We start from the raw sequence: 16,997 nt of genomic DNA, 5'->3' as shown, positions 1-16,997 counted from the left end.
CTTCCGATCTCGGGCGGCCGGCCCCCGCCGCTACTTCGCCCCGTCCCCCCGCAGTACCGCTCCCACGTGCGCCGCCGCCGTCGCCAAGTGGCGTCGAGCCTCGGCGAGCTGGGCCTCCGTCACCCCGTGGTCCCGCGCCGCGTCGCGGATCTCGTCGCGGAAGCGGTCGAGCAGCCGGTTCAGATCGCGGGCCGGGTCACCCGTGCCGCCCGCCTCCCGGCCCCACTCGGGGTCGGTGCCGGCGGCGTCCGCCTTGCCGGAGGGGCCCCAGCCCCCCGTCCGGGCGAAGCCGCCGAGCTGGCCGGTGATCTCGGCCAGGCCCTCGCGGACCCCGGCCGGCCAGTCGCCCCGGGCGAAGTGCTCCTGGACCTGGCGGGCGGCGTTCTGCATCTGTTCACGCGCCCGGTCCTGGGCCTCCTTCGCCTGGCGGCGGGCCTGCTGGGCGTCCTGGCGGGCGCGCCGGGACTCGTCCTTCGCGCGGCGGGCCTGCTCCTTCCACTCGTGCTTGGCCTTGCGCAGCTCCTCCTTGGCGGTGCGCCACGCGTCGTGGTCACCGAAGTCGGCGAACCCGCCGAAGGGCTCCTTGCCGCCCGGAGCGGCGCCCGGCGTGTGGCGCGACTCGTCGGCCGCCGCCCGCATCTCGCTGCGCAGCTTGCCCGCCGCCCCGCGCACGTCGTCGCGCATCTCGGCGGCCAGCTCGGAGACGGACTCGCGGATCTCCAGCTCCAGATCGGCGAGCTCCCCGGTGCGGTCGGCCAGTTCGGCGCGGCCGGCGTCGGTGATCGAGTAGACCTTGCGGCCGCCCTCGGTGGCGTGCGTGACCAGGCCCTCGGCCTCCAGCTTGGCCAGCCGGGGGTAGACCGTGCCGGCCGAGGGGGCGTACAGGCCCTGGAAGCGCTCCTCCAGCAGGCGGATCACCTCGTAGCCGTGCCGGGGTGCCTCGTCCAGCAGCTTGAGGAGGTACAGCCGCAGACGGCCGTGGGCGAATACGGGAGGCATGTCAGAGCACCTTTCCGTCCGGCGCGGACTCGTACGGTTCCTCTTCGGCCGGCGGGCGGCGCAGGAGTGCGATCGATCCCGACACGGTCGTCGCCTTCAGGGTGCCGGCGCCGGAGCCCAGCGTGCCGGTGATCTTCTTCGCGCCCCACTGGCCGCCGACCCGCAGGTCCTCGAAGCCGTTGAAGACCGAACCGCTCGCGGTGTTCGCCTCCACCCGCGCGTCGGCCGGGTGCGGCAGCCGGATGGCGATCTCGCCGGAGACCGTGGTCAGCCGGATGTCCGTGGGCTTCCCGGTCGGGTGCAGATCGAGCACCATGCCGCCGCTGACGGACTCCGCCTTCACGGACGCGCCCGCCCCCTCGACCACCGTCAGCCCGCCGGAGACCGACTTGAACCGCAGGTCGCCGGTGACGGACTGGGCCTCGACGCTGCCCGACACGGTCTCCGCGCCGACCGGCCCGGAGAGCTTGACGAGCGTGGTGTCGCCGGTGACGCCACGCACCTCCGTACGGCCCCGGACGCCGGAGACGAAGGCCCCGGCGCCGACCACGCCGACCTCCACCGAGGAGCCGGCCGGGACCGCGAGCGAGACGACGGCGGTGCGGCGCCACTCCTTGCGGTCGAGCAACTTCAGCAGGTTCTGCCAGGCCAGGTCCTCGTATGCCACGGTCAGGACGCCGTCCTCCTGCGTCACGACCAGGGGCGGGCCCTCGATGGCGGAGACCTCCAGGCGCGCGGTCGGCTCGTCGGTGCCGACCACGTTGACCGCGCCGTTGACGACGCGCACCTTCAGCGCGGTCACGGGTTCCTCGAAGGCCAGTTTCCGAGGCTCGGTGACGGCCCACGTCGAGACAGGCATGGATCTGACCTCCCGATAACACCGGCGACGCAACATATCGCGTCTCTTGGATGACACGATATATCGCGGCTTCGGGAAGTCAAGAAGAGGAAACCGGATGCGGGTGGGCGGGGTGCGCAAAACCGCACAAGCAGGGGCAAGGTGTCCTACGGTGTGAGGCATGGACGCGACCTCACCCGTAGGTGCCCTGCTGCTGTGCCGGACCGTGCCGGACGCCGTGCGCCCGGTCGCGCAGCTGCTGCGCGAACCGCTGCTGCTGGCGCCGGCCGGACCGGGCTGGAGCGTTCTGCTGCCTGAGGGGGAGCCCTGGCAGGGCGGCCGCCGGGCCAGGGCGGGGGAGGGCGAGCGGGCCGAACCCGTCGACCGGGTGCTGGGCGGCTGGGCCACCGCGCTCGCCGTCGGCTCCACCTGGCCGGTACTCGCGCTCTGGTGGGACGGCGACCGGGCCGGATACACGCTCGCCTCGGGGTTCCGCCGCCCGGTGGGCTACGTCTGGCTCGCGGACGGCACCCCGGCCGGTGAGGACGAGGCGATGCGTACGTTCGCCGAACGGCTGGGGCTCGACCCCGTACTGGACGTGCAGTCGCTCGAAGCGCTCACCCGCCCTGACCCGGACGCCGACGCCCGGGCCCGGCTGCGCGGGCTGATCGCCGTGCTCACCCGCACCGGCCTCGCGCTCCCGGCCGGGCTCGGCGCGGGGGATGACTGGGAGGACGCCGAGCGCATCGAGTGGACCGGGTGGCGCGACGCGGTCAGGGTCGACCTGGGCGCGGTCGAGAGCAGCCGGCTCGGACCGTGGGTGCGGGGCCCGCGGGCGCGGGCGCTGGCGGGCGCCCAGCTCGCGGCCGGACTGCCGCTCGCCCTGTGGGGAGCGGCCCGGCGCAGCGGCGGCTGGGCCTTCGCCGGGGTGCTCCTGATGGCGCACGGAGCGCTGGGACTCGCGTACGACCGCGTACGCGAAGGACGCCCCGGCGCGGACTGACCTCTACTCGTCCTCGTCCTCGTCGTCCAGACGGGCCAGCCAGGTCGCGAGGCGCTCGACCGGCACCTCGAAATCGGGATTCAGATCGACGAACGTACGAAGCTGCTCGGCGAGCCACTCGAAGGTGACCTCTTCCTCGCCTCGCCGCTTCTCCAGCTCCTCGATACCGCGGTCGGTGAAGTACATGGCTCAAGTCTAGAGGCGCCTTCGCGCAGCTCGGGCCGCGTCCTGGCCGATCCACGCCGCATCCGCCGACTACGCCCGTTAATCTGCGGGTAGTTGGCGAACGGGGGGTGTCATGGGTGACAGTGGGTCCCGTATTACGCGCATTGAGCTGCCGGACGGCACGCCGGTCTGGGCCAGGATCTCCGGGGCCGAGGAGCTGACCGGGCCGGCGCCCGGCGGCGGTCCGACCTACACGGACACCGGGTTCGGGGACCTCGCGGACCAGGTGCAGGCCCGGGTCGAGAGCCTGCACTCCGTGGTGACCGGGGTCGCGCGCTCGCTCGCCGTGCCGTTGCGCGCGGTGCGGCCCGACGAGGTGAGCGTCGAGTTCGGCATCGAGCTGACCGCCAAGTCCGGCAAGATCGTCGGGCTGCTCGCGGACGGCGAGGCCAAGGGCGCCATCACGGTCACGCTCACCTGGAGCGGCGGTGGGCCGCCCGTCGACGCGCCCCCGCCCGCTCCCGTACCCGCGCAGACGGCACCGCCGGACCCCGTGCCCTTCGCGCCCCCCGCACCCCCGCCCCCCGCCCCGCCGGGCGCCGGCGCACCTCCCGGCTACCCGCCCGCCGGGGCACCCCCCGGCGCACCGGCACACCCCGGCGGTGCGGACGACACCGACGGCGGCGGCGCATGACCTTCGGGGAACAGGGGGGCGCAGAGGGGGCCCTCGGCCCCGCCCAGGCTGCCCTCATGGACCTCGTCCAGGACGCCACCGTACGCATCCATCGCCCGCCGTCCGGGTATGCCCAGGACGGGCCGGAAGGGGACTTCCTGGGCAGCGGATTCTTCGTCGCACCCAGCTGGGTCCTCACATGTGCGCACGTGGCGATGCGGGGGGAGGGGGGCATGGTGGCCGTGTGGTTCAAGGGGGACCGCTACAGCACGGACCTGACCGAGGTGCCGGGCAGGGTCGTCGCCGCCCTGCCCGGCACCCGGCCCCCGGGCCCCGGCGGCTGGCCGGCCCCCGACCTCGCGCTCATCCAGCTCCAGCGCCCCGTCGAACACCCCTGCGTGTACGTCACCGAGCGGTCCGAGGCGATGCTCCGCAGCCGCGAGGTCCGCTGCGTGGGCTGGGCCCCCGTCCAGGGCGGCGGCCTCCAGAACCGCAGCGGCGTCTGCGTCGTCAAGGGCTCGTACGGGGGATCGGGCGACGCCGAGCAGGTCGTCAGGATCGACGGCGACTGGGTGGAGCTCGGCATGTCCGGCGGCCCGCTGGTCGACCTGGCGCGGGGCGAGGTCGTCGGCGTGATCAAGTCGCAGATCAACGGCCACCAGGGCGGCACCGCCGTCGGCGTCGAGCGGCTGCGCACCCTGGAGGTGCCGGCCGGGCCCGTCGAGACCGAGACCGACGACATATACCAGTCCGTCTTCCACGCCCACGACCGCTACCACGCCGACCGGCACACCAGCTCCGCCGGGACCGAGCGGACCTGGACCGACGCGCAGAGCGATCTGCCCGACCCGCCCGGCGGCATCCTCGGCCCCAAGCTGCGCGCCGAACTCCTCGGCCGGCTCGCCGAGCTGCCGCCCCCGGCGAGCACCCGGTCGCTGCTGACGCTGCTCGACCGGCTGCCCGGGGTGTACGCCCGCGACCACCGCCCGGCCCCGCGCGGCTGGCGCGACGGACTCGGCGCGCTGTACGACGCCCGCGCCCGCGACCGTGAGGCCCGGTTCGAACTGATCGTCCGCTACTGCATGGGCGTCCTCGCCGCCGACCGCCCCTGCGGCCAGCTCTCCGTGCGCAACGCCAAGGCGCTCTGGGGCTGGGTCAAGCGCATCGCCGACACCGAACTGCCCCGCGACCTGCGCCGCCGGCTCGACGTGGAGTGGGCCGAGATCCGGCTCCGGCTGGAGCAGAACCGCCAGCGGGCCGCCCGCGCCCCGGCGGGCGACCCCGTCCTCTACGGCGAACGCGACTGCGTCGTGCTCCACGTGGACCTCCAGGGCTGGGCCCGCGACCAGTACGACTGGCGGGTCGCCGTGGACCGCCGGGCCGGCGAGGTGGAGCCCGTGGACGAGGACAGCCGCGGCGCCGCGCTCGGCACCGTCCCGGACCGGCTCGCCGCCGCGCTGACCGAGGCGTTCCGGCGGTGCGACGAACCGGGCAGCCCCGCTATGCTCCAGGTCGTCGTCGCGCCCGCGCTCTTCGGCCTACCGGTGGACGACTGGGTGCTGCCGCCGTCCGGGCTGCGGCTCGGAGCCGTCCGCCCGGTGGTGCTGCGCAGCCCGTACCAAGCCCCGGCCGACGAGCGGCCGGCCCGGTGGGACGCGGGTCTCGCGGCCGCCATCCGGGCCGAGGTGGTCGACTGCGAGGACGAATTGCGGGTACGTGTACCGGAGTCGGCGCGGCTGCGCGGCCTGGCCCACGGGACCGTGCCCGTCCTGTGCCGCTACGGCAACCCGGACCCCGACGTGACGGCCGGGGTGGTGCGGCTGCTCGACAGCGGCTTCGGCGTGGCGCTGCTCCAGCGGCGCACGGCGGAGGGCGACACGGTCTGCAAGGAGTTCCACCGGCGCGTGGCTGAGGCGGTGTCGGACACCCGCACCCACGACCGGCTGCCGTGGAAGATCCACGAACTGAGACGCGGGGTGAGCGCGGGGCGGACGGAGATGTACTGGTCCGCCGGCGCGGCCCTCTACTACGACGATCCGCACCGTCCGCTGCCGGGCTCCGACTTCCTGGAGGCGCCGTGAGCCACCGCGCAACGCATCAGCCGTGTAAGCGAACTGGTCTTCCCCTTACGGGTGTTGAGCCGGATCGATACGGTAGGGCACGTCCGACGCAGGCCGCCCCTGGCGGACGAGTGACAACGAGGGACACGCTATGAGTGAACCGAGCGAGTGGCTCATCTACCGGGGCATCGGCGAACCGCACGACGAGGTGCCCCAGCTGCCGCCCCCGCCGCCCTGGCGCGACTTCACCGGAGGCCGCGGGCCCGGCGGGACGGACGGCGGCGAGTCCGCCGACCGCAGGCTCGGCATCCCCGGACGCGTCGCGGAGGAGCACCGGCCCGGCGCCGAGGAACTGGAGATGATCAACGCCGCGCTGTACCTGCGGCGCCCCCTGCTCGTCACCGGGGACCCGGGCGCGGGGAAGAGCACCCTGGCCCACTCCGTGGCGCGGGAGCTGGAGCTGGGCAAGGTGCTGCGCTGGCCCGTGGTCAGCCGCACCACACTCCAGGACGGCCTCTACCACTACGACGCCATCGCCAGGCTCCAGGACGTCCAGATCGCCTCGCACGCGGCGGCCGGCGGCGCGGCCGGGGCCGACGCGGCACAGAGCGTGGGCAGTTACATCCGGCTCGGCCCGCTCGGCACCGCGCTGCTGCCCTCGGACCGCCCGCGCGTCCTGCTCATCGACGAGCTGGACAAGAGCGACATCGACCTGCCGAACGACCTGCTGAACGTCCTGGAGGAGGGCGAGTTCGCCATCCCCGAGCTGGAGCGGATCGCCGACCGGCTGCCCGACGGCGAGGCGGACGTGCTGGACCACGACGGCAACAAGGTCCGCATCAAGGGCGGCCGGGTGCAGTGCCGGGCCTTCCCCTTCGTCGTGCTCACGAGCAACGGCGAGCGGGACTTCCCGGCCCCGCTGATGCGCCGCTGCATCCACCTGGAACTCGGCCGCCCCGACCACAAGCGCCTCGCCTCCTTCGTCAAGGCCCACCTGGGCGAGGAGGCCGCCCGCGCCAGCGACGACCTGATCGCCCACTTCCTGGAGCGGTCCCGAACCGAACTCCTCGCCACCGACCAGCTGCTGAACGCGATATACCTCACGCACGCCGCGGCACCGGCGGGCCGGGACCGGCTCGCCGACCTGCTCATCCAGCGACTCGACCGGCCGAGGTGAGGATCTGATGTCCGGTGCGGCGGACGAGAACGGTGGCGGCGGCCCAGGCGCCCCGGAGCTCCACGACGGCGGGTTGCTGCCCGAGCTGGTCGCCCGGCTGCGCGGCGCGGGCCTCGACCCCGACGTCGAGCAGCTCTGCGACGCCCTCTGGCTGGCCCGGTGGACCCGCGGCGCGTCCGCGTCCGGGGAGGAAGCCGCCCCGGACGCCGCGCGCCGCCCCGGCCACCACCCCTCCGACGACCGCCCCGGCCCCCGTCGCGCCCCCGATCCCGACGTCCGCACCCCGGACGCGGACCGGGCCGGCCGGCGCGAGGAGGCACCCGCGCCGGGGGACGGCGAGCGGATCTCCCTGCACCCCGTCCCCGGCCGTACGCGGCCCGGTGACCCGGACGCGGCACCGGACCCGGAGGACATCCGGCCCGGCGCGGACGCCCGCGCCGCCGTGCTGCCCCTCGGCGTACCGGCCGCGCCCGTACTGCCCTCGTCCCTCGAACTGACGCGCGCCCTGCGCCCGTTGCAGCGCTACCGCCCGGCCTCCGCGCCGCTGCGCCGCGTCCTGGACGAGACGGCGACCGCCGAACGCAGCGCCCGCGCCGGGGGCGTGGTCATGCCCGTCTTCCGGGGGGTCCGGCGCGGCGACGCCGTCGTGCAGTGCGTGATGGACGCCTCCTCCTCGATGCTGGTCTGGGACCGGCTGTTCGAGGAGCTCCAGCAGATCTTCGCCCAGATCGGCGCGTTCCGCGACGTGCAGATGCGCTACCTGCACCCCGGCCCGGACGGCGGCTGCACGGTCAGCCGCAGCCCCGACCCGGCCGCCGCCCCGCTGCACTCGGCGGACCGGCTCAGCGACCCCACCGGACGCCGGGTGACCGTCGTGGTCAGCGACTGCGCGGGCCCGCTCTGGCGCACCGGACACGCCCACCGGCTGCTGCACCAGCTCGCCCGGCTCGCCCCGGTCGCCGTGCTCCAGCCGCTGCCGCAGCGCATGTGGAACCGGACCAGGCTGCCGGTCACCTTCGGCTCGCTGACCCGGGGCGAGGGCCCCGCCGGGGCCACCCTCCTCAAGGTCACCGGCGACGCCGGGACGGGCCCCGCCCACCCGGGCGCCCTCGCCGTGCCGGTGCTGCCGCCGCTCGCGGACGCGCTCGCCGCCTGGGCCCGGCTGCTCTCCGGCACCGGGGCGGCCTCCGTCCCGGGCGCGGTCGGCTGGGTCCGGGCCGACCAGCCGGCGGCCGCCGCCCGCCGCCCGGGCGACCGGCCGTCCTCGCTGCAACTGGTCAGCCGGTTCCGCTCGACGGCCTCCCCGGCCGCCGGACAGCTCGCCGTGTACCTCGCGGCGGCCCCCCTCTACCTGCCCGTGATGCAACTCGTCCAGCGCACGATGCTGCCCCAGTCCGGCCCCTCCGAACTCGCCGAGGTCCTGCTCAGCGGACTCCTCAGGCGGGCCGAGGGCGGCACCGGGCGCGGGCAGTGGTTCGCCTTCGAGCCGGACGTCCAGGAAGCACTGCTCGGCCCCCTCGGCCGCGACGAGGCCCTTCTCGTACTCAAGCACTGTTCGCAGTACATAGAGCAGCGGTTCGGCAAGGGCGGACCCAACTTCCCGGCCCTGGCATACGCCCAGCTCGGCGACGGCACCACACGCGACGCCGGGCACCGCACCCCGTGGCCCGTCCCGGGCGCGGCGGGCACCCCGCCGGACGCGGAAGACGCCGACGACAGTGAGGAGAACGAGGGGAACGGGGGGAACGAGAGACCCGGGGGTCCGCGCGTCCCCCATGCCTTTGCCGAAGTCGCAGCACGCGTACTGGAGCGATTCATGCCCGTACCCCCACGATTCGTCACCCGAGAGCCCAAGACGTCCGGAACCCCCCAGGCCGCCGGCCTCGCCGTGCGCCGCGCACGGGAACTCGTGCGCCACTTCGAGGCCGACAAGATGGTGCAGCGCCTGATCGACGCCGTGCAGCTGCTCAGAGGCGCCGCCGAGCACGGCCCGGCCCCCGCCGACGACGACACCGAACTCTGGGCGGAGTACGCGCGCTGCGTGCTGCGTTTGTGGGAGGTCCAGGGCGGCGCCGACCTGCTCGACGAGGCCGAACGAGCCGCCGAACGGGCCGCCGCCCGCCCCGGTGCCGTACGCGAACGCGCGGTGCTCGCCAAGGTGCTGCACGCGGCCGCCGACGACCGGCGCAGGCGCGGCGACCGGCGCGGCGCGCTGGAGCTGCTGCGGCGCGCCGACCGCGAGTACACCGCGGCCTGCGCCAGCCCGGGCCTGGAGCCCGGTGAAGCCCTCCGCCTCACCCTGGAGCGGGTGCGGGCCCTGGAGGCGCAGTGGCGGCTCGACGGCGACACCGCCCTGCTCCAGAGCGCCTGCGGGATGCTGGAGGCGTTCGCCGACGCCTGGCCCGACCAGGAGAACCGCCCCGCCGTCCTGCCCCTCCAGCACGGACGCACCCTCCTGAAGCTGGCGCGCGCCACCCAGGACGGCGAACAGTCCCGCGAGTACGCCCGGCAGTCGGCCCGGTCCCTGCGCACCGCGTTCGCCCAGGGCACCGGGCACACCATGGGCACCGAGACCCGCATCGTCCTGGACCTGGTGGACGCGCTGCTCACCTCGGGCGCCGAACCGGAGGAGGCCGCCACCCTCACCGCCCAGTCGCTGGAGACCGTACGCGACCAGCGGCAGCGCGCCCAGCTCCAGACCCGGGCCGGCCGCGTCCGGGTCGCCCGCTACGAACACACCGGCGACCCCGCCGAACTCGTCGCCGCCACCGACTGGTTCGCCCGCGCGGCCCGGGGCATCCCCCGCGACTCCCGCGCCTACACCGACCTGCTCGCCGAGTGGGGCGCCACGCTGCTGCGCCGCGCCGAACTCCCGGACGGCCGCGCGCACATCGGCGCGGCGGTCCGGGTGCTGCGCGACTGCCGCTCCGAGATGCCGGCCGGCGGGGCCCAGCAGTCCGAGCGGCTGCTGATGCTGGGCCGCGCCCTGATGCTGCGCCACCGGGCCACGGCGGACCGGGTCGACCTGCGGGAGGCCGAGTACCTCTTCAAGCTGGCGGCCGAGGAGGCCGTCGCCCCGCTCACCGCCGCCCGCTGCTGGCTGGAGCTGGGCCGGGCCCTCCTCCAGGCCGCCGGCGTCCTCGACCGCCCGGCCCGCCGCGACGAGGCCGCGGAGGCGTTCCGGTCGGCCGCCGACGCGGCCGGCGAGGCACAAACGGAGGTGGAGAGTCCACAACATCTCCAGGAAGCCGTGGAGTTGGCTGCTACAGCCAACCACTGGCGGGGTATGACGTACGAGAGGGCGGGACGCCCCCGGGCCGCGCGCGACGCGTACCGGGCGGCCCGCCAGGAGTGGCGCAAACTGCCGGACACCGGCGGCGCGGCGGGCGAGGCGACCGCCGAGCGGCTGGCGGAGCTGGAGCGGTGAGAGCGGCGCGCTCGAAGGCGAGCGAGGCCGGGCCCCGGCGCCCGCGTGAGGCGGCAGGCGACAGGTCGGATCAGGGATGCGGGACCGGCGGGACGCGCTCGACGACGAGCGGGTCACCGGCCGGCCCGGTGCTGCGGGACGGGGAGGCGTGATGAACGAGTCGACACGGAACGGCGGGGCGGGCGTGGCCGGGGCGGGTGTGGCCGGCACGGGTGAACTGCCGGACCTGCTGGGACTGGACCTGGCGACCCTGCGGACGATGGACCACCCGGTGCTGACCGAGGTGGTGGCGGATCTGCGGGGGCGGGCGGAGCAGCCGAAGGAGATGCTGTGGGGGTTCACCAACGCCTTCTGAGCGTCGTACCGCACGGTTTCGGCCGCGGGTGTGCCCGATCAGGACATCATGGCCCGGGCCGGGCCTGCGTCCGCCGCGCGCCGGGGACACTCACCCCGGGCCGGCAGTGGGGCCATCCCGACCGGCGTACAGCACGGGGGTGCTCGAATGGCTGGACGGACGAGGCCGCGGGGGGAGCGGCCCGCGGGGCCGGCTCCGCGAGGTGATGCCCGTGCGCGCAGCCGTGCGCACCCGGTGCCCTTCGGGCAGTTCATCGTCAAGGTGCACGGCCGCTGCAACCTGGCCTGCCGCTACTGCTACCTGTACGAGGGCCCCGACCGCACCTGGCGCGACCGCCCGTCCGCCGCATCGCCCGCCGTCCTCGACCGGACCGCCGCCCGCATCGCCGAGCACGCTGCTGCCCACGGGCTCGGCAGCGTCGCCCTCGTCCTGCACGGCGGTGAACCCCTGCTCGCCGGGCCGGACCGGCTGGCGGCCCTCGCCGACGCGGTGCGCGAGCGGGTGCCGGCCGGCTGCTCCGTACGCACCACCGTGCAGACCAACGCCACGCTGCTCACGGACGCCGGCATCGCCACCCTCGCCCGGCACGGCATCCGCGTCGGCATCAGCCTGGACGGCGGACTCGCCGCCCACAACACCCTGCGCACCGACCACGCGGGCCGCTCCTCCTGGCCCGCCGCCTCCCGAGGCGCCCGGCTGCTGGCCGACCACCACCCGGAGGCGTACGCGGGCATCCTCACGGTGGTCGACCCGCGCACCGACCCGGTCGAGATGTACGAATCGCTGCTCGCCCTGCGCCCTCCGGCCCTGGACCTCCTGCTGCCGCACGGCAACTGGTCCAGCCCGCCGCCGGGCCTTTCCCCCGCTGCCGGGACCGGGCGCCCCACCCCGTACGGCGACTGGCTGTGCACGGTGTTCGACCGCTGGTGGGGGGCGCCCCGGCGGGAGACCCGCGTCCGGCTGTTCGAGGAGTGCGTCGCGCTGCTCCTCGGGCTGCCCGCCGCGACCGAATCGCTCGGTCTTGACCCCCTCAACGCGGTCGTGATCGAGACGGACGGCTCCATCGAGCAGGTCGACTCGCTCAAGTCCGCGTACGACGGCGCGGCCGCCACCGGCCTCGACGTGTTCCGCCACACCTTCGACGAGGCGCTGCGCCACCCCGGCGTGGCCGCCCGCCAGGCGGGGGCCGGCGCGCTCGCCGCCGCCTGCCGCGCCTGCCCGCTGCTGACCGTGTGCGGGGGCGGCCACTACGCACACCGCTACCGCGCAGACAACGGCTTCCGTAACCCCTCCGTCTACTGCGCCGACCTCGAACGCCTGATCCGCCACGTCGCGGACCGGCTCGCCGACGCAACCGCTGGAGACCCCCCATGAGTGCTGTCGTCCCCGACCACGTCCTGCGCGAACTCGGCCGCACCGAGGGCGACGCCGCATCCCTCGGCCTGCTCGTCCGCGACCAGGACACCCGCCGCCTCATCCTCCTGCGGGCCGTGCTCGACGCGGCGGAGGCCGCCCCGGCCGCCGTGTGCCCGCCGCCGCTGCTGGACCGCCTCCGTGCGGACTGGGCCCTCCTCGAAGCCGCCGAACGCGCGGACCGGGAGGCGCTGCGGACCGTTCTGTTCCACCCCTTGGCGGGGCCGTGGGCGCAACGGCTGCTGGGCGGGCTGACCTCGGATGCCCCGGTCGGGCCGGAGCTCCGCGCCGACCTGTCCCACCTGACGGCGCTGGCCGCTGCGGCGGGCGTGCGGGCGGGGGTGGGGTTCGACGTCCGGCTCACGCCGCGCCGGGGACTGGTCTCCCTGCCCACGCTCGGCGCCGTCCGGTCCGGTACGGGCCCGGTCCGGCTCTCCTGTCGCGAGGACGAGTTGACGTTGTCCCCGCAGGACGGTCCGCGGTTCACGGTCCGCCGCCACTCGGACCGGACCCTGAGCTCGGCCGACCCGCGCTGGCTTCCGCTGCTCGTGCTTCGTCCCCTCGTGCCGGGCAGCGCACCCGTGGCTCTCGACGACGTCGATCCCTATGGCATGGAGGTCGGGGACCGGCCGCCGCACGGGCTCAGCGCGGCCGTGCACGTCGATGACCACGAGCGCAAGGAGTGGGCCGGCGCTTGGTCCGGTCTCGAACCCCTGCTGCGGACAGGCGGCGAACACCGCCTCGCCGAGGCGTCCGCGCTGCTCCGCTGCATGGTGCCTCTCAGGCACCCGTCCGGCTCCGGGGCTGACGGAGAGGGCGCGGCGCACTGCAGCGGGACCAGACGCGAGGCATTCGGGGCCGTGCTCAGCAGCAAGCCCGCCACCGCGGCCTTCTTCGCCTCGACGCTCGTCCACGAGCTCCAGCACACCAAGTTGTCCGCTCTCACGGCTCTGGTGCCGCTCCACCGCGAGGACGCGGCCGAGCGGTACTTCGCGCCCTGGCGCCCCGATCCCCGGCCCTTCGACGGTCTGCTCCAGGGTGCCTACTCACACCTGGCGCTCGCCGACTACTGGCAGCGGTTCGCTCTGCAGGCACACCGGGTCACGCACCTCGACCTGGCATGGGCCGAGCACGCCCGCTGCCGCGAACAGGTCGGCGCCGTTCTGCCTGTGCTGGCGGGCTCGGCGGCGCTCACCGCCGAAGGCCGGACGCTGGTCAACGAGATGATCACCGTTTACCACCGTATGGACGATAATCCGCCCCCCTCGGGGCACCTTGCACGCGCTCAGGCGTACGTGTCCACCGCCAAGGTGATATGGCAGCAGAGGAACGGCTTGCGAAGGCAGTGAGAAGCCTGGGATTCCCGCTGGGGCAGCAGTGCTCCGGTGTATGTTGACAAGGCTCGTATCGAGGCAGGGAGACGGCTGAATGCCCGGAACGCGTAGGCCAGTTGGAGTAGTCGGGGCGAACACCGTCACGATCAGTTTCGCCGGCTTCAACCGCGCCTGGGCGGCGTGGATCGCGGACCGTCTGGAGCGGCGCGGGGTGACGGTCGTCCAGCAGCGCTGGGACCCGCCGGTCTCGGTTCCGCTGGAGGAGGCGCTGCGGGACCTGACGCTGGCGCGCGGTCGGGTCCTGGTGGTCCTCAGTGACTGGTACTTCCAGCTCGGCCCCCGGAGCCACGACGAGTGGAATCGGGCACTGCGCTCCGAAGTCGCGCCGGAACCGGACCGGTTCGCCGCCGTGTGCGTCACCACCTCCGCGCTCCCGGGAGCCACCTCCGCCTTCGGCGCTGCCGACCTCACCAACGTCGGCGCCGAGGAGGCGGAGCGGCGGCTCCTCGTCCGTCTCGGGCTGCCCACCGACCCGCTGCCCCAGGGCACCCCGTCAGGGCCGCGGTTCCCGTCCGACACCCCGCAGGTGTGGGGCGGGGTGCCGCGCCGCAACATCCGCTTCACCGGCCGGGAGCAGTTGCTCACCGACACCTACCGGGCGCTCCAGGAGTCGGGGCCGGGTGCGGGGGTCGTGACCTTGCACGGCATGTCCGGCGTCGGCAAGACCCAACTGGCCGCGGAGTACGTCTACCGCTTCGGCTCCGAGTACGACGTGGTCTGGTGGGTGCCCGCCGACCGGCGCGCGCTCTACCGGCAGAAGCTCGCCGAACTCGCACCCGAGCTGGGCCTGTCCACCGGCGCCGAATACGGCGAACGGCTGCGTGCTGTACGCGACTCGCTCCGCCGGGGCGACCCGCACTCCCACTGGCTGCTGATCCTGGACGGCGCCGACGAGCCCGAGCAGATCTGGGACCTGGTGCCCACCGGGCCCGGGCACGTCCTCATCACCTCCCGTAACCCGGAGTGGAGCGAGCACAACAGCAATCTGGTCGAGGTGCCCGTCTACCGGCGCGACGAGTCCGTCGCCTTCATCCGCCGCCGAGCCCCGCGCCTGACACCGGCGGAGGCCGACCAGCTCGCCGAGGCCCTCGAAGACCTGCCGCTGCTGCTCGACCAGACGGCCGGCTGGCTCAACGACTCGGATCTGTCGGTGGAGGAGTACATCGAACTCCTCGAAGGCGGCATCGATCAGGATGTCGTCAAGGTCTCCGCCGACTTCCCCCTCGCCTTCCAGACCGCCTGGTCGATACTGCTGAACAAGCTCAGGGACACCGTCCCCGAGTCCGTCGACCTGCTGCGCCTCTGCAGTTTCTTCGCACCCGGCTCCATCCCCGTACGGCTCCTGAAGGAGATGCCGCCCGGAGACCTGCCGGAACAGGTCTCCGGGCTGATGAGTGATCCCCTGCTGTGGAACAAGGCGATCAACCAGCTTCGTCAGTACTCCGTGGTCCGACTGGAATCCCATGAATCGGGCATCGATGCGGCATCCTCCGGGGAGTCCATCTACATGCACCGCATGGTCCACCAGATCATCGGGCACGACATGACGGAGGAGAACCGCCAGGAGTTCATCGACGTCGTCCGGCGCGCCCTCGCCGCGGCGGACCCCGGACGCCCCACCGACACCCGCCTGTGGCCCGCGTACGCCGAGATCACACCGCACCTGAAGTGGGCCGACGTACTGAAGAGCGACGACCCGGCCGTGCAGACGCTGGTGCTCAACTGCCTGCGGTACATGTACCTCTCGGGCGAGTACCGGGCCGGCATCAAGCTGGGCGAGCGGGCCATGGCCGCCTGGCGGGAGCTGTTCGGTGAGAACCACCCCAGGCTCTGGGACCTCGGCTACCACTACGCCAACCTCCTGAGGGCCGTTGGTGACTACGCGGCCACCGAGGCCATCGAACGCGCGGCGGTGGAGCATCTGCGCGCCGAGCGCGGCACCCAGGATCTGGAACACCTGCGCGCCTCCGGCGGACTGGCCGCCGACCTGCGTGGTCTCGGCCGCTACGACGAGGCGCTGGAGATCTGCCAGTGGATCCTGGCCGGCTACCACGACCTGCTCGGCGATCAGGACTCGCGCACGCTCAGCGCGCAGAACAACCTGGCCGTGACGCTTCGATTGCTGGGCCGGTACCGGGACTCCCTCGAACTCGACGGGCGCACCCTGGACGCGCGCCGCCAACTGCTGCGCCATCGGCACGCCTGGACCCTCTCCTCCGAGACCAGCTACTCCATCGACCTGCGCCTTCTCGGCCGTTACGGCGAGGCTTTCTCCCTTCAGAACCAGAGCGTCCAAGCGCATCGACGCGTCCTGGGGCCGGACAACCCGCAGACTCTGTGCGCCGAGCACAACCTCGCGCTGTGCCACTATCGCGACGGCGAACGCGCCCAGGCCGCGGCACTGTTCACCCGTGTTCTGGAGCGAGGGGAACGCGTCCTGGGTGAGAGCGACCCACTGACGATGATGTTCGCGGCGGGCCAGAGCTGCTTCGCCCGCGAGCACGGCAACATCGACCAAGCGAGGGCCATAAGCGAGAAGGTGGTGAGCGGCTACGCGGACATGCTCGGCGAGGAGCACCCGTATGCGGCCGGCACCCGGTCCAACCACGCCTTGATCCTGCGCAACGTGGGGGAGCGGGAGCACGCCCACGTGCTGCTGGAGGAGGCGCTGGCCGGCATGACTCAGGCCGTCGGCGAGCACCATCCCTGGACGCTGGGCTGCGGCATCAACGCCTCGGCGCTGCGGAACCTCGTGGGCGACCCCGAGGGGGCGGCCGCGCTGACGGAGTCCGTCATCACCCGCGCCGTGGAGGTCCTGGGCCGGACCCACCCGCTGACGCTGTCCGCCCGCATCGCCCACGCCGCCGACCTGCGCGGTCTACGCGACCGGCAGAAGGCCGAGAAGATCGAGAACGAGGCCCTGGAGGACTTGGCGGCAACCCTCGGCGCTCAGCACGTCCACACCGTCTCGGCCCGCTCCCGGAACCGTCCTTACTGGGACTTCGAGCCTCTGACCACCTGATGTGGCGGCATTGATGACTGCCGCTCAGTAGCCGTTCCGTGCAAACTGGTTGAGATCCGTTCGGGGGCGATGATGACAGTTGTGGTGGGTCCAGCGGCACCCGGTGAAGACGGTCCGATACCGGTGGTCGTGGACGCCGAGGCGTTCACGACCACCGGTCCTCCCGTCACCGACGCCGACTCCCTCTACGGAAGCGAGGAGACCCGGGACGGTGCCGGGGCCGGACGCCGGGCGCTCGGGGCGGCGCAGGATCTGTACGGGGACGGCCTCGACCTCGCCCGGCGCTGCGCCTCCCAGGCGATGCGCAGGCTGGGCGACCTCGGGGACGGGCTGCGGCCCGACGAGATCGAGCTCCAGGTCGGCATCACCTTCGAGCGGGGATGGCCGCGGTGGTGAAGGCCGGGGCCGAGGCGCAGATCCAGGTCACCTTCCGCTGGCAGCCGGGCCGCGAGGAGCAGGCGTCCACGGTGG

At 73.9% G+C, this 16,997-nt stretch carries 13 protein-coding genes; 10 read left to right on the top strand and 3 right to left on the bottom strand.

Going from position 1 to position 16,997, the window contains the following annotated elements; genetic code table 11:
• Positions 1–30 precede the first annotated feature (30 nt).
• The gene (locus ACN6LM_RS19185) at positions 31–999 is read right to left on the bottom strand and encodes a helix-turn-helix transcriptional regulator (RefSeq protein ID WP_445066607.1); all 969 of its coding nucleotides are present in this window, start codon (positions 997–999) and stop codon (positions 31–33) included.
• Position 1,000: 1 nt separating this feature from the next.
• A complete protein-coding gene (locus ACN6LM_RS19180) occupies positions 1,001–1,858 on the bottom strand; it encodes a DUF4097 family beta strand repeat-containing protein (protein ID WP_445066606.1) in 858 nt (285 codons plus the stop codon).
• A 160-nt stretch (positions 1,859–2,018) separates the two neighbouring features.
• On the opposite strand from ACN6LM_RS19180, the gene ACN6LM_RS19175 reads away from it, so the two are divergent.
• Positions 2,019–2,840 (top strand): hypothetical protein, encoded by an 822-nt coding sequence (locus ACN6LM_RS19175; RefSeq protein ID WP_445066605.1) that lies wholly within the window; start codon positions 2,019–2,021, stop codon positions 2,838–2,840.
• 3 nt (positions 2,841–2,843) lie between these two features.
• Here ACN6LM_RS19175 and ACN6LM_RS19170 read toward each other — a convergent pair whose 3' ends face one another.
• On the bottom strand, positions 2,844–3,026 hold the full coding sequence (locus tag ACN6LM_RS19170; protein ID WP_003961784.1) for a DUF6104 family protein: 183 nt from the start codon (positions 3,024–3,026) through the stop codon (positions 2,844–2,846).
• A gap of 112 nt (positions 3,027–3,138) precedes the next feature.
• On the opposite strand from ACN6LM_RS19170, the gene ACN6LM_RS19165 reads away from it, so the two are divergent.
• The 9 genes from ACN6LM_RS19165 to ACN6LM_RS19125 all read left to right on the top strand — a co-directional run bounded on the left by ACN6LM_RS19165 (position 3,139) and on the right by ACN6LM_RS19125 (position 16,922).
• Entirely contained in the window at positions 3,139–3,699 is a 561-nt protein-coding gene (locus tag ACN6LM_RS19165) for a CU044_2847 family protein (protein WP_445066604.1), read from the top strand.
• A gap of 56 nt (positions 3,700–3,755) precedes the next feature.
• On the top strand, positions 3,756–5,759 hold the full coding sequence (locus tag ACN6LM_RS19160) for a VMAP-C domain-containing protein (RefSeq protein WP_445066603.1): 2,004 nt from the start codon (positions 3,756–3,758) through the stop codon (positions 5,757–5,759).
• Positions 5,760–5,889: 130 nt separating this feature from the next.
• Complete coding sequence (locus ACN6LM_RS19155) at positions 5,890–6,915, top strand: AAA family ATPase (protein WP_445066602.1); 1,026 nt, start codon at positions 5,890–5,892, stop codon at positions 6,913–6,915.
• A gap of 7 nt (positions 6,916–6,922) precedes the next feature.
• Entirely contained in the window at positions 6,923–10,342 is a 3,420-nt protein-coding gene (locus tag ACN6LM_RS19150) for an SAV_2336 N-terminal domain-related protein (RefSeq protein ID WP_445066601.1), read from the top strand.
• Positions 10,343–10,493: 151 nt separating this feature from the next.
• Positions 10,494–10,697, top strand: coding sequence for an FxSxx-COOH cyclophane-containing RiPP peptide (fxsA, locus tag ACN6LM_RS19145; protein ID WP_445066600.1), 204 nt, complete (start codon positions 10,494–10,496; stop codon positions 10,695–10,697).
• A gap of 234 nt (positions 10,698–10,931) precedes the next feature.
• Positions 10,932–12,071: an FxsB family cyclophane-forming radical SAM/SPASM peptide maturase gene (locus ACN6LM_RS19140; protein WP_445066599.1), complete on the top strand. Its 1,140-nt coding sequence runs from the start codon at positions 10,932–10,934 to the stop codon at positions 12,069–12,071.
• A complete protein-coding gene (locus tag ACN6LM_RS19135; RefSeq protein ID WP_445066598.1) occupies positions 12,068–13,459 on the top strand; it encodes an aKG-HExxH-type peptide beta-hydroxylase in 1,392 nt (463 codons plus the stop codon). Before ACN6LM_RS19140 ends, ACN6LM_RS19135 begins: the two co-directional genes overlap by 4 nt.
• Before the next feature lie 79 nt (positions 13,460–13,538).
• Positions 13,539–16,526 (top strand): FxSxx-COOH system tetratricopeptide repeat protein, encoded by a 2,988-nt coding sequence (gene fxsT / locus ACN6LM_RS19130; protein WP_445066597.1) that lies wholly within the window; start codon positions 13,539–13,541, stop codon positions 16,524–16,526.
• A gap of 81 nt (positions 16,527–16,607) precedes the next feature.
• Positions 16,608–16,922, top strand: coding sequence for a CU044_2847 family protein (locus tag ACN6LM_RS19125; protein ID WP_445066596.1), 315 nt, complete (start codon positions 16,608–16,610; stop codon positions 16,920–16,922).
• Positions 16,923–16,997 lie beyond the last annotated feature (75 nt).

The sequence above is a fragment of the Streptomyces sp. SAS_281 genome, assembly GCF_052542855.1.
This window is presented reverse-complemented; position numbering and strand designations above follow the sequence as displayed.

Coding starts and splice junctions, on each gene's coding strand:
- ACN6LM_RS19165 (WP_445066604.1), top strand. CDS start 3,139: ATGGGTGACAGTGGGTCCCGTATTACGCGCATTGAGCTGCCGGACGGC.
- ACN6LM_RS19180 (WP_445066606.1), bottom strand. CDS start 1,858: ATGCCTGTCTCGACGTGGGCCGTCACCGAGCCTCGGAAACTGGCCTTC.
- ACN6LM_RS19135 (WP_445066598.1), top strand. CDS start 12,068: ATGAGTGCTGTCGTCCCCGACCACGTCCTGCGCGAACTCGGCCGCACC.
- ACN6LM_RS19175 (WP_445066605.1), top strand. CDS start 2,019: ATGGACGCGACCTCACCCGTAGGTGCCCTGCTGCTGTGCCGGACCGTG.
- ACN6LM_RS19160 (WP_445066603.1), top strand. CDS start 3,756: ATGGACCTCGTCCAGGACGCCACCGTACGCATCCATCGCCCGCCGTCC.
- ACN6LM_RS19185 (WP_445066607.1), bottom strand. CDS start 999: ATGCCTCCCGTATTCGCCCACGGCCGTCTGCGGCTGTACCTCCTCAAG.
- ACN6LM_RS19155 (WP_445066602.1), top strand. CDS start 5,890: ATGAGTGAACCGAGCGAGTGGCTCATCTACCGGGGCATCGGCGAACCG.
- ACN6LM_RS19150 (WP_445066601.1), top strand. CDS start 6,923: ATGTCCGGTGCGGCGGACGAGAACGGTGGCGGCGGCCCAGGCGCCCCG.
- fxsA (WP_445066600.1), top strand. CDS start 10,494: ATGAACGAGTCGACACGGAACGGCGGGGCGGGCGTGGCCGGGGCGGGT.
- fxsT (WP_445066597.1), top strand. CDS start 13,539: ATGCCCGGAACGCGTAGGCCAGTTGGAGTAGTCGGGGCGAACACCGTC.
- ACN6LM_RS19170 (WP_003961784.1), bottom strand. CDS start 3,026: ATGTACTTCACCGACCGCGGTATCGAGGAGCTGGAGAAGCGGCGAGGC.